Raw genomic sequence first — 13,508 nt, 5'->3', positions numbered from 1 at the left:
ATCTCTTATTCTTGGTTCTTAGCTTTTGAACGGGAAATTCGAGCTTCCCCAACCATATAATCAAATATCAAAATGATGGACAGCATGACCACAATCAAAATTGTCCCGTAAGCAATAGCTACCCCATATTCACCATCTTCCACTCGGTTTAAGATATATGAGGTAGCAACCCGAGTTTCCGGTGTCACTAAGAAAATAATGGCACTTACTGTCGTCATCGCTCTTACGAAGCTATAGATCAGCGTAGAAAGGATGGCTGGTCTCAATAGCGGTAGCAGAATATTTTTAATCGTTTTAAATGAGTTTGCTCTTAAGCTTAATGAAGCCTCATCTAATGATTTGTCTAATTGGCCAAGGCCTGCAATTCCTGCGCGGATCCCGACTGGTACATTACGCATAACCATTGAAATCACGACAATAGCCGCCGTCCCTGTTAAATAAATAGGGGCATCATTAAAAGCAAGTATGTAGGATACCCCCGCCACCGTTCCCGGTACGGCAAAACAAAGCATGGTCGAAAACTCAATAACTTTCTTTCCATAAAACTGCTGGCGTACCACAATATAAGCGATAAGTAGACCAAAAAAGGCAGTGAGTGGTGCGGCAACACCTGCATAAATCATTGTCGTGATCAAAGATGGCCAAGCACCTTCACTCATTCCCATCCCAAAGAGATGGATATAGTTTTTCAATGTTAGGCTGTAATCAACCCCCCAATTGACCGTAAAGCTACCAAAGATAATGCTGCCATAAAGCAAGATGTTAAATGCCATCCAAAAATACAGTAGACCCGATACCGTATGCTTTAATAAGGTTGGTAAAGCTTGAACATCACCACGATACGATTTTCCTGAAATCGTCACGTAAGAACGCTTACCTATCCATAAATATTGAATAACAAAAATAGCTAATGAAAAGAGAAGCAAAACACTACCAAGAGTACTGGCAGAGGCGTAATCTAACTGAGCTCCCGCAATGTAGAAATAGATCTGAGTGGCCAACACATCGAAACTACCACCAAGAACTAATGGATTACTAAAGTCAGCTAAAGATTGAACAAAAATAATTAAGAAACTATTAGCTAAAGCAGGCTTTAATAGTGGCATTACGATCTTAAAAAATGTTTGATATCGATTAGCACGTAATGTGTAAGAAGCTTCTTCTAAAGATGGATGAAGAGATTTCATTGCTCCATCCAAAATCATAAATGACATTGGTGCAAAAGCGAGTACTTGGGCTAACCAAATCCCTGTAAATCCATATAACCAATTGGTTTGCTCAAGGCCAAACCAATCCGCCATTATTTCAGTAATATAACCAGAACGACCTAGCATTAAAGTCACGCCAAGCCCGACAACAAATGGAGGAGTAACAATCGGTAATATTGAGAAGATACGTGCAATAAAAGCGGAACGTATTGCAATTCGAGTGGTATAAATTGCAAAAATCAAACCAAAGAAAGTGGCCCCGATCCCAACCGAGACTCCAAGAAAAACAGAGTTCCAGATAATCTGAATGATTTGAGAGCGACTTAGAATTTCAATAAATTGCCAAGCAACAAAATTGCCCATGTCATCTTTAAACATCGGAACAAAAATAGCTAAACTTGGAAAAATAATAAAAACAGAAATTAATAAAATTATCGTGATCAAGGCACCAATAACAAAACTATCTCCACCTAGAAACTCTAAACGAGAAAAAGCTAATGTCATTACTGCGCTTAGTGCAATGAAAAGTGCGATGGTCGAATAACCTAAACCTTGATGGGTATACAAAGAACTGACCACGACAAACAACATACATAATGATGAATAACTAATATCAAAATAATGTCGAGATTTAGCACGTTTATTTTTTGGTAAAATTGGTCTTATCAATAACACCGTAGGCAATAAAAACCACCACCATGAAATGTTGTACCCACTCCATCCCATAGCTTCATAGAACTCATCGGATGTCGATTCAAATAGACCGTAATCTAAAGAGAAGGAAGGTAATAATACAAATGCACATAACAATGTGAAGATCCAATAAAAAATAGGATCGACTCTTTTTATGTCATCATTTTCCCTTCGTTGTTTATCTGCTATTAATTCATTCATCTTTTGCACCAAAACAATAAGTAAACAATTTAAATAATTACCACATACCTAAATTTGGGGTGTGTGAAACCGCTCTTAAGCCTCAACTTAAAAGACGTCATTTAAATTTAATTAGGAGATTAGGGTATAAATCTCATAGAAACGATTCATACCCCAAAAAAGCAATCAGAAATTTATTCTCCCATTTTCACTACATCGACCCACTTATTAATTAATCGCTTACGTTCATCGGATGAACCATATGTATCCATATCGTAATTAATTAATTTTAATTTTGTAGGGTCTAATGCATTAGGAGATTGCTCAGCTTGAGTATTGGTCAAAATTTGGAATGATTTCCCTTTCTTCCAAGCCAGCTCCTGTCCTTCTTTCGACATTACCCAATCGACAAATAGTTTTGCATTATCGATATTTCGAGCACCTTTAATAATGCTCACGCCACCAATTTCATAACCGGTCCCTTCACAAGGAGATATTAATTCTAATGGTGCACCTTTTGATTGCTCCAATGAGTAGTCATGTAAGAAGCCCACTCCAATAGCAATTTCACCTCTAGCCGCATTACGTGATGGGGTTACGCCTGATTTTGTGTATTGTGAGATATTTTTATCTAAAGATTTAAAGAACTCAAAAGCCTTGTCTTCACCCCACAATTGAATAAACGTTGCTAGTGCGGTATATGCAGTACCAGAACTTTGTGGATCTGCAATTTGAATCTCCCCTTTATATTCAGGTTTGACCAAATCACTCCAACAACGAGGGATTGGCACACCTTTTTCTTCAAGGCGTTTAGTATTCACACCAAACCCAAGGATCCCCATATAAACAGCCGAAGAGTAATTACCTTTACGCTTTGCTGGGTCTTTAAAGTTATCCATTACAAACTCAAGTTGAGGCGACTTATAAGGTTGCAATAAATCCATTTCCCCTGCTTGAGATTGTGGATCGAGTGTCCCGCCATACCATACGTCAGCACGTGGGTTATTTTTCTCTGCTTCAATTTTAGCTAAGGTGCTTCCTGAGCCATTTCGAACAAACGATGTTTTCACATCATATTTATCCGAAAAGGCTTTGGTTTCCGCTTCACACATAGCATTAGTGGCACTACAATAAACCACCAATCTTCCTTCAGCCAAAGCTTGGGGAGCCGCGAATGTAGCACCTAGAATACAGCTAGCGAGTAATTTTAGACGTAGTCCTTTTTTCATGTTATTTCCTCTTTTTATATTTATTACACAACGTCTTTGTAGGGTACGTTGCGTATTTTCACATTACTGCGATTTTTTATTACTAATATAGAAATAGATAAAACAACGAAAAAATGAATAGTTAATTTAAAATTAATTTCGTTGTTGAGCTTTTAAAAAAGGTAAAATCAATAATCCAATCAATGCCGAAGATATAGAGATCACTCCAAAGAAACCTTCCCAGCTAAATTGTTCAATAATCATGGATAATGGATAACTCGCCAAAGCAGCGCCAATATATCCAAATATGCCAACAAATCCTGTTGCCGAACCCGCAGCATCTTTATGAGAGCATTCTGCAGCCGCCATTCCAATCATCATCTGAGGTCCAAAAATAAAAAAACCAATACAAAAAAAACAAGATGATAAAACCACTAAATTATCTATGGGTGTCAACCAAAGGGCCATGACCGAAATAAAAATACCCAATGAGAAAATTAAATTCATTGGCGCTCGATTTCCTCGAAAAAACCGATCAGAGCCCCATCCACCAAATAAAGATCCTAAAAAGCCCCCGACCTCGAACATCGCCACCGCGGTATTAGCAGAAAACAAATCATAATGGTGTCTCTCAGTGAGATATAAGTTCCCCCAATCATTGATAGCAATCCGAACGATATACACCAATAAATAGGAACCACACAGTAACCAAATATATTTGTTGCCCAAGACATAAACTTTTAAAATCTCAGAAAAGTGCAACCCCTTTCCTTCAGCTTCTTGATGCTGCTCTAAGGTATCTTTTCTCCACTCTCCAACAGGTGGAAGCCCAAGCGTGATAGGTTTATCTTTAATGCGAAAACATAAATAGAGCCCGACAACCATTGCGCCTATTCCCGGCACAATAAATCCATATCGCCAACCATAAGTAACAGCAATAAAGCCAATACTAATTGGGATTAATGCCCCACTCACATTCTGGCATGTATTCCAAAGGGACCACCAAAATCCCCTCTCACTTCTTGAATACCAACTGGTCAATAACTTTGCACAAGGAGGCCATCCCCAACCTTGAAAAAAAGCGTTTAATGTCCAAAGCATCACAAAGGCCATCAACGAAGAGCTCAGACCAAATAAGACATTAATGATCCCTGTTGCAATCAACCCCAATCCCATAAAGTAACTCGGTTTAGATTGATCGCTCACAATCCCCGATACAAACTTGGAAAGGCCATAAGTGATATAAAAAAGTGTTCCTAATAACCCAAAATCTGAATGCGCTAACCCCAGATCTTCTAGCATCGCTGGCATAGCAAAATTGAGACTTTTACGCGTAAAATAAAATATGCCATAACCTAAATACATTGAGAGCATTAGGTGTACGCGCCAGTATTGATAAGTCTCGTCTACCTTGGATGCCTCAACCTTGGACGCTACTGGGGTTACACTAAAAAACGCCATATCAACACTCTCGTTTAGATAAAAAAATGATAGTAGGTTGTTACAAGAAATGAATGAGACAAAGTTATAAATGACTAGGAAATTTTCTTAGATTGATTGTTTTTTGAATGTTTTTGTGGGCAAGTTAACAATTATACGAGTACCTTTGGGCGTACTTTCACTAGCAGAATCTATCGTCAATTCTCCTCCTAATGCATGGATCCTTTCTTCGATACCAAGCAGCCCTTGTCCTTTTGATTTCCATCCACGGGGTAACCCAAGGCCGTTATCGTATAATTCAAGATGCAACATACTCTCTGAAAAGATCGTCAATTGGAGCTTTGAGGCATCCGCATGCTTACTCACATTATTTAAGAGCTCTTGAACAATACGGTAAACCGTTACAGAGGTGATCTCATCGAGCTTATCTGTGTAGGGATCAATGTTGAACTGGCATTCGATATACCGATCAGAAAAACTCATTTCATGAACTAATTGATGAATAGCATTTTTTAACCCTAATTCATCTAATACTTGAGGGCGAAGCTGAGTTAATAATTGCCGAGTGGAAAGGTGTATACGCATCGCTAACTGATTGATCGTCTCTGCAATATGCTGCTCTTTTTCATCTTTAGCCAAGCGTCCTGCAAGCATAGATTGAATTTGAATCGCCGTTATATTTTGTCCAATCTCATCATGGAGCTCACGAGAGACTGATTTTCTAATTTGCTCTTCTACCGTGACCAATTGGCAAGCCAGTTGTTTCTTACTTGCCAACTCATTCTCTAACTTGTTATTTGTTGCGACTAAGCGTTGCGATAATAAGTATTGTCGACTAATAGCAATCCCCAACCCTAAACCGACTAAAGCTTGAGTTGTAATAAAGCTTTGTAGTTCCATGTCGCTTTCAAATGAACCTATAACTTGTCTTCCCGTCGTCAGCAAAATACTGTTTATGACACTGGCTAGCACCCCACCTTGCCAACCATATTTGTAAGCCATAAAAATATTAGGCAAAAGCAATATGAGTAAAACTATTGGTTGAAACTCTTCAATAAAAAAAAGCTCAGCGATAAGCCCAAAACTAAAGAAAAATAAAGACCATAAAAATGCAGAAGGTCTCAGTGTCACTTCGTGATGGATCAGGCTTGGAGAAAGTGGGGACCAAATTTGTTGATATAAATAATCATAAAGTAAGAACAAAAAGGGCGTTAACAATACCCCACCAGTAATCGTCGAAACTGTAACTTCAGCGACATAATACAAGTCAATGTTGAGTGGCTTGATCAGTAAAAGAATACTCAATCCACATATCATTCCATAGGCAAGCGTGAATCCAGTCAAAGCTAATAATCGTTGCCAATAATCCTTTAAAAGCACCCAAAATCTTTGAAATAAAATGGCAATCCAATAACCAATCAAAGAGAAAAGTAATAGAACATATTCATGTCCGCTGATTTCTAATAGATACCCCACGGAGCCAATCAAGAGCATTTCACATATCGTCATCCCCAGCCATAAACGTCGAGGGGATAAGGTAAGCATTGCCAGCTTTAACCCCGTAGGCAAGAGCAAGCCTGCTAATAAAAAATCTGATGTGATATATCGGCTGATGTTCCATAAACAAAACCAACATATGGAATACAAAACACATGAAAATGCATAAGTGAAATAAGATGGAATGGGCGACGTGACTGGTGAGTTTTTTTTATTAGAAGTAGACATCAACATCATGAACACTCGAAAAATTTAATCAACCAGCAAATGATGCGTAATCGCAAAACGAATCAAATCAACATTATTGGATAGCCCAAGCTTATTGAGTATGTTCGCTCTGTGTACATGAATTGTCTTATGGCTTATTGATAACTGGGAACCGATTTCTTTGGTATCTTTTCCCTGAATGATATATTCAAACACCTCTCGTTCACGCTTTGTTAAAGATTCAAGAACGGAAGGAATACCAGAAGCGTTACTAAGATTAACTAAAGCATCAGCACATAAATATCGATTGCCACTTGCGACTATCCTAATGGCTTTAACCAACTCATTCGGCCCACATCGTTTCGATAAATACCCACTCGCCCCAGCTTCTAAAGCTTTACTGACAAAAGAAGCTGAATCATAAATAGAAAGGACAATAGCTTTAAAATGGGGGTTAACTTTCCGAAGCCTTTCCAGTAACACTAAACCACTTTCATCTGGCATAGAAATATCAATGACAGCAACATCAATTGAAGATACAGAAAGCACACGGTAAGCATCACGAGCGTTATCATACTCACTATGAACAACAATATCTTCTTCTAAAGATAAAAGCTGTGCAAAGCCAGACCGAACCATGATGTGATCATCAATCAATGCTATTGTAATCAAAACACCAATCCTCCTTAACAAGCACGAATAAATTTTTGTCCTATCAACCCTTATCATGGATTGTTCATATCCATAAAATTTAAATGTAAAATACAGGACGTCAATATAATCGGCATCTATTAAATGCTAAATATTAGAGGCTAAGTGAAAATTAATGGATTTGGATTAAATTAACTCGACTATGCTGTCACTGAACTTAAACAGACACCAAGCAGAAATTTTGTTCTTGGATCAGAGCAAGCATTGTTTCTGCGCCGGAAGAACTGCGAGACACCTTAAGACATATGACAAGGATGAATTTGGTTCGCACATTAGCATCAACACGCCCCGATTTAACTAATTATAAAGACATCACCACCACCTATAAGATAACTCTAAAGTCACTAGCTAGAAGATACGTCGAGCTTCATGATGAAATCGCTGATTGGGATAAAATAATTGCTACAATTATTAATTACTCTAGGCGACAACTCTGAGTGCCTATGATCTGAATCAAGCTTTGTAGCGTTGTGTGGTGTTAGTCCAGTTCCAGCGTCCTCAGGCAAAACTAGTCGCCATCAATATAATAGTGGGTCCCGAATTCAACCCTGAACTGTTAAAGCAACCAACATCATTATACTAAAAGTGACTGAGAGTTGCTTTTTAAGCACCCCATAATCCTTTGGGACATTTTATGCAAAATTCCGAAGAAGATGTGAATTGAAGTCATAAACTTACTTTACCAGCACACCTTCATAAACCAAAAAGTATCAACCGGTTTGCTTTTATCGTCTCGATAATGCTGTACAGCAAAGCACTAGCTGTAATCATTATCAGACAGAAGAAATTAATTATTTCATAGTAGATGTAAGATTACTGTTTTTAAATCTATCCGTACCCGGAGCCGTACCCAGATCGAGTTTTGATGTGAGTTTTTGGGTTAACTATTTGTTTTTACTTTCTAAAAACACACCCGCCTCCATATGGTGAGTGAATGGAAACTGATCAAACAGGGCAAAGCGAGTAATGTTATGAGTTTGCGCTAGAATCTCTAAGTTGTCTTTCAAGGTTTCTGGGTTACAAGAGATATACATAATGCGCTCATAACCTTGTACCATTTTACATGTTCCTTCATCCATACCTGAACGTGGTGGATCGACAAAAATGGTGTTGCAGTTGTAGCTGGTTAAATCAATACCATTGTCTTTTAAGCGACGAAACTCTCGTTTGCCTTCCATTGCATCGGTAAAGTCTTCTGCTGACATACGAATGATTTGCACATTATCGATATTATTGGCTTTAATATTATATTGCGCTGAATCGACCGATGGCTTAGCCAGTTCAGTTGCCAGTACACGTTCAAAGTTCTGTGCTAAAGCCAGTGAGAAGTTGCCGTTACCGCAGTAAAGCTCCAGTAAATCCCCTTGGCTGTCTTGAGTACAGTCGACCGCCCATTCCAACATTTTTTGCGCCACAATGCCGTTTGGTTGGGTAAAGCTATTTTCAACTTGCTGATAAATGTAAGGCTTGCCATTCACGTGCAGCTTTTCTACTACGTAGTCACGATCCATGACAATTTTCATTTTACGGGCGCGACCAATGAGATCTAAGTTGAAGCCTTCTTCATTGAGTCTTTGTTTAAGCGCACGCGCCTCTTGTTGCCATTCGTCATTCAGTTGGCGATGGTAGAGTAGCGACACTAAAATCTCACCGCTTAAGGTCGACAGAAAGTCTACTTGGAATAATTTGGTTCTTAATATCGCATTATCTTTCATGGCATCCATGAGTAACGGCATTAAGTCATTAATCAATCGACTTGCGGTTGGGAAATGGTCAACACGATATTTTTGGCGAGTCGCTTGGTCAAACATGATGTAGTACATGTCTTCGCCTTCGTGCCATACGCGAAATTCCGCCCGCATACGATAATATTGTTCAGGGGATTCAAATACTTCAATTTCTGGCGTAGTAAATTCACCAAACATGTCGCCTAGGCGCAGCAACTTTTGGTCGAGTTGTTGAGCGTAGCTGGTGGTGTCGCTAGTATGAGTTGCCATAAGAAGCCTTTTATTTGAAACCGTGAACAAGGAGCGCAGATTTTATCCATCGAGAACCAGATGTCCAGTTTTGTGTTGAGCTGATGTCGATATATTGATTTTTTGAATGAAGTTAAGAAAAACATCGCCTGCCGTTAACTATCAGTAGACATCAAGATCTTAGCACTTTAGGATGCAATCAGCTGGTGTCTATCCTATTCATATACGAATAGTGATGGCTGAAAAGGGAATTTGGTGTAAATCCAGAACTGACGCGCAGCGGTAAGAAGAACGAAACTTTTGGGTGAATAGCCAGACACTACCTTAATGAGGTGGGAAGTTGAAAGGAGTAGGTGATAGTAAGGAATACTGTCGAGCTTTAAGTCCGAATACCTGCCAGTGATTCAGAGCAATTGCTCATTATGTTTCTCGCGTTTTAGGACTTATTAACAATGAAAAAAACGGTTTTAGCAACCGCGATCAGTAGTCTTGCTGGTGGCGTTTTCCTTTCTTTATCTCCTTTTGCTGTAGCGCAAGAGTCAACAGCCAGTGCCACTACTGATGTGATGTTGGTGACCGCGACTAAGCGTACTGAGCCAATTACAAACTTAATTACACCTGTTATCGAAATCACCAAACAAGATATTGATAAAACCCAAGCTCAAACTTTAACTGAAGTTTTACGTCAGCTTCCAGGCGTACAAATCACAACTAATGGCGGTGATAGCTCAAATACACGAGTTTATGTTCGTGGTAGTAACAATGTTGTGGTCCTTTTTAATGGCATGCGAATGGGTGGAGCGACGACTGGCTATGCTGATATGAGCCAGGTGCCACTTGCGGGTGTGCAAAAGATCGAATATTTACGCGGCTCTCGTGCTGCTGTGTACGGAGCTGATGCTACGGCTGGTGTGATTAATATAATAACCAGTAGTTCTAATACGGAAACAACCGGTTCAGTTAAAGCGACAGGTGGCTCTAATGGCTACCAAAGTTATGTTGGGTCAATAGCAATGGTTCCAAGCTCTAAATCCTGGGTTAATGTCACTACGCAATATCAATATTCTGACAATTATGACATTTATGATGGTGCAGATAATGATAAAGATAGTTATGAGAATACCAATATCATTGCTGATTGGGGGGTATCTCTGGATGATAACTGGATTCTCAGGATGAATGGTTATTACCATAATGGCTTAACAGAATATGATGATACCTTTGCTGTCGGTAATTTCTATAACGATAGAAACCAGATCGAAAATTATTCAATTAATGGTCAAGCAATTTATAGCACTGATGTTTTTACATCTAGCTTTGCTTATGGTTATAGTCAAGATGAGCGGGTGACTCAATCATCCTACCCAAGCTCTATTACAACGCATCGTGATGAAGTTAATTGGCGTAGTAATTGGTTGTTTACCACTTTAGACAGCTTGGGTTTTGGTTATGAATATACCAATGATGATGTAGGTGATTCTGATACGAATTATAAGGAAACAGAACGATATAACCATGCTGGTTATGTCAATCTAGCTCATAATGGTGAGATTCTTCAATTAGAGGGGAGCCTTCGTTATGATGATAATGAGCAATTTGGTAATAAAACCACATGGCAATTAGGTGCAGGCTGGCAGTTTACTGAGCAATTTCGTCTGGCTGGTAATGTGGGAACGGGCTTCAAAGTGCCGACTTTTAATGACCTTTATTATCCTGACTTTATGGGCTTCCCATCTGCAAACCCTGATTTAGAGCCTGAAGAGTCAACTAATTACGAAATTGCTTTGGAAGGGGAGCATAGTTTCTTAAGTTGGCGTTTGGCTGCATTTTATAATGATATCGATAATAGAATTATTCTTGATGGTAACTACATTGGCCAGAACCTAGATAATGCAGATATGAAGATTAAAGGCGTTGAATGGGTTGGTAGCTTTGATACAGGACCGTTATATCATCAAATCTCTTTGCAATATTTAAAACCAGAAGATAAGAATACCGGAGAAGATGCTGCTCGTATTGCTCGCCAGCAGTATAAATGGCAAGTAGGTTACCAAGGTGATTATTGGCAAACCAATGTTTCATATCGATATCAAGGTCATAGCTACGATACAAATGGTGCAAAGTTGAATGGGTTTAGCCTCGTTGACTTAGCGGCTAGCTACGATCTCACACCTGATTGGGTGATTTCTGCGCGTGTAAGCAACTTGTTTGATGAAGACTACGAAGTTATCGATAACTATATCGAACCAGAGCGTTCATTCTATGGTTCGATAGCTTACCAATTCTAACATTATGCAATCTAAGTGCCCTCTATTCTTCGAGGGCATTTTTATCTTCCTCTGTGTTTTATTTCCATCCATTTAGTTAGCAGAGTATCATGCAACCAGTACCGTTTATCATGAGTAAGTGTTGTGGATCATTCAGCTAATTCTATTCCAAAAGTATTAATCTTCGATTCTGGTGTCGGTGGACTTTCAGTCTATCAGCAGATCCAAGCACGATACCCTCAGCTGGATTATCTATATCTCTTTGATAACGAGGCTTACCCATACGGAGAGCTTCCAGAACAAGTTCTCATTGAGCGTGTGGTTAAATTGGTTGCTAATATCGTTACTAAGCAAAGTATTGATATCGTGGTGATCGCTTGCAATACCGCTAGTACAATTGTTTTACCTCACTTGAGACAAGCATTGAATATTCCGGTTGTTGGCGTGGTTCCTGCCATTAAACCTGCAGCCGCAATATCAAAACAGGCGATTGGCTTGATCGCGACACCTGCAACCGTAAAGCGTCCTTATACGCATGACCTAATCTCGCAATTTTCATCCGGCGTTGAGGTAAAACTATTAGGTTCGACGCGTTTGGTGATGATGGCAGAAGAAAAGCTCAGAGGGAAAACGGTCGATTTAGATGAATTGCAAGAAACCTTACTGCCACTAATCAATAAGATAGATGTAGCAGTACTTGGTTGTACTCACTTTCCGTTATTAAGATCTGAAATTCAGCAAGTGTTTGGTGCAAGGGTCACATTGATTGATTCAGGTGAAGCCATTGCGATGAGAGTCGGGGCGGTATTACAGGTCGAGTCACAAAAGCATAGCCAATCGAAGAAAAATCACTACTCCATATACAGCAGTGCCGCACCATGGGATGGCGCGGCACTGAATAAAGGGCTGGAACACTTTGGTTTTAGTCCTGTTGAGATTCTCCAGTTTCAGGATGCTTAGGATCATTAGCAACACGAACTTTTAAAGTACGTTGCATATAATCTTTTTCGTTCAGTGAAGAAATCACGCTATCCGTATCTGATTCTGCTACTACAACAAAACCAAAACCACGACGTTTACCAGTTCTCTTATCTTTCATTAAGCGAACAGCAAAAACTTCACCGTATTCAGAGAAAAGCTGACGAACGTTAGACTCATTGGCTTTATAAGGAAGGTTACCTACATAAAGCGTTTGAGTTGAAGCTTTATCAGATGAGCTTTGAGATTGCGTTGACGAAGAAGAGTTAGACGTAATAAAGAAGGTAGCGACAACACCAATTAAAAAGCTTCCCCAAGCTGGGATTACATTAGTTAGGGAAAAGATAACGGTGCCAAGTACTGCAAGAGCGATGACCAATATGGTCGATTTTTTTGAGTTCATATCTGCATACTACTAGTTGAATAAAAGGAAATAAGAATACGTCTATATAAAGTAGACACATAGATCTTACGTTTAATAGCCGACATTTACCAACTTATTGCTGTGATACCGCTCAAAATGTTTAAATTATAATCACAAAACCTTGGTTTGATTTAAAAATAAGCAATCAAAAATTAAATTTAAAAAAGCGCTTGCCAACCTAAAATAACTCCCTATAATGCGCCCTCACTGACACGGAGTAAGCAGCAATGCAGACCTTGTTGGTAAAGCGGCTCAAGCCTTTTAAAGGCAAGCGAAAATAAATTTAAAAAAGTGTTTGACACAATGGTTTATTGAGCTAGAATGGCCGCCCTGTTCAACGAGGCGCGCTAAGCGCTTTCAATAAGAACAACGCTCTTTAACAATTTAAACCTATCAATCTGTGTGGGCACTCGTTGATGATAATCAAAAAGATTTATCAATGAACTGAGTGACCAATCAAGATTAAGTAATTAATCTTGGCACAGTCAATTCATTATCTTTCTGTTGGAAAGATAATAGCTTTAAAGTTACTTCTTCTTTTATGAAGAATAGTTTTGAAGTCAGTATTAATTGAGCCGGTCGAAAGACCAACAAAACTTTAATTGAAGAGTTTGATCATGGCTCAGATTGAACGCTGGCGGCAGGCCTAACACATGCAAGTCGAGCGGAAACGAGAAGTAGCTTGCTACTTCGGCGTCGAGCGGCGGACGGGTGAGTAA

Annotated in this window: 9 protein-coding genes, 1 rRNA gene, 1 pseudogene and 1 riboswitch; of the genes and pseudogenes, 4 read left to right on the top strand and 7 right to left on the bottom strand. The window is 39.2% G+C overall.

The genetic code is table 11. The features are described 5' to 3' along the window. Positions 1 to 5: 5 nt before the first annotated feature. The 5 genes from L3V25_RS14740 to L3V25_RS14720 form a co-directional block, all read right to left on the bottom strand. Positions 6 to 2,102: an iron ABC transporter permease gene (locus L3V25_RS14740; protein ID WP_237296243.1), complete on the bottom strand. Its 2,097-nt coding sequence runs from the start codon at positions 2,100 to 2,102 to the stop codon at positions 6 to 8. 173 nt (positions 2,103 to 2,275) lie between these two features. Next, positions 2,276 to 3,310, bottom strand: a complete 1,035-nt coding sequence (locus L3V25_RS14735) for an ABC transporter substrate-binding protein (protein ID WP_237296242.1) — start codon at positions 3,308 to 3,310, stop codon at positions 2,276 to 2,278. Positions 3,311 to 3,442: 132 nt separating this feature from the next. Then, positions 3,443 to 4,750: an MFS transporter family glucose-6-phosphate receptor UhpC gene (uhpC, locus tag L3V25_RS14730; RefSeq protein ID WP_237296241.1), complete on the bottom strand. Its 1,308-nt coding sequence runs from the start codon at positions 4,748 to 4,750 to the stop codon at positions 3,443 to 3,445. A gap of 87 nt (positions 4,751 to 4,837) precedes the next feature. Continuing rightward, the gene (locus L3V25_RS14725) at positions 4,838 to 6,454 is read right to left on the bottom strand and encodes an MASE1 domain-containing protein (protein WP_237296240.1); all 1,617 of its coding nucleotides are present in this window, start codon (positions 6,452 to 6,454) and stop codon (positions 4,838 to 4,840) included. A 24-nt stretch (positions 6,455 to 6,478) separates the two neighbouring features. Beyond that, a complete protein-coding gene (locus tag L3V25_RS14720; protein WP_237296239.1) occupies positions 6,479 to 7,105 on the bottom strand; it encodes a response regulator in 627 nt (208 codons plus the stop codon). Positions 7,106 to 7,344: 239 nt separating this feature from the next. Here L3V25_RS14720 and L3V25_RS14715 point away from each other — a divergent pair. Next, positions 7,345 to 7,678, top strand: a pseudogene (locus L3V25_RS14715) (transposase); the annotation flags it as partial. 350 nt (positions 7,679 to 8,028) lie between these two features. On the opposite strand, the gene trmA reads toward L3V25_RS14715, so the two are convergent. Then, positions 8,029 to 9,141 (bottom strand): tRNA (uridine(54)-C5)-methyltransferase TrmA, encoded by a 1,113-nt coding sequence (gene trmA, locus L3V25_RS14710; RefSeq protein ID WP_237296238.1) that lies wholly within the window; start codon positions 9,139 to 9,141, stop codon positions 8,029 to 8,031. Between the two features lie 166 nt (positions 9,142 to 9,307). Further along, positions 9,308 to 9,536, top strand: a riboswitch (cobalamin riboswitch). A 36-nt stretch (positions 9,537 to 9,572) separates the two neighbouring features. On the opposite strand from trmA, the gene L3V25_RS14705 reads away from it, so the two are divergent. Beyond that, positions 9,573 to 11,408, top strand: coding sequence for a TonB-dependent receptor (locus L3V25_RS14705; protein ID WP_237296237.1), 1,836 nt, complete (start codon positions 9,573 to 9,575; stop codon positions 11,406 to 11,408). Between the two features lie 123 nt (positions 11,409 to 11,531). After that, complete coding sequence (gene murI, locus L3V25_RS14700; RefSeq protein ID WP_237296236.1) at positions 11,532 to 12,347, top strand: glutamate racemase; 816 nt, start codon at positions 11,532 to 11,534, stop codon at positions 12,345 to 12,347. On the opposite strand, the gene L3V25_RS14695 is transcribed toward murI, so the two are convergent. Then, on the bottom strand, positions 12,310 to 12,768 hold the full coding sequence (locus L3V25_RS14695; protein WP_027695124.1) for an RNA-binding protein: 459 nt from the start codon (positions 12,766 to 12,768) through the stop codon (positions 12,310 to 12,312). The two genes, murI and L3V25_RS14695, sit on opposite strands and share 38 nt — an antisense overlap. Positions 12,769 to 13,388: 620 nt before the next feature. Between L3V25_RS14695 and L3V25_RS14690 the strand changes: the two genes are divergently transcribed. Continuing rightward, a 16S ribosomal RNA gene (locus L3V25_RS14690) occupies positions 13,389 to 13,508 on the top strand; the annotation flags it as partial.

Origin of the sequence: Vibrio sp. CK2-1 (assembly GCF_021726515.1) — a bacterium.
Lineage (GTDB): Bacteria > Pseudomonadota > Gammaproteobacteria > Enterobacterales > Vibrionaceae > Vibrio.
Note: the sequence above shows the minus strand (reverse complement) of the source record. Positions and strands in the feature narration are given on the sequence as shown.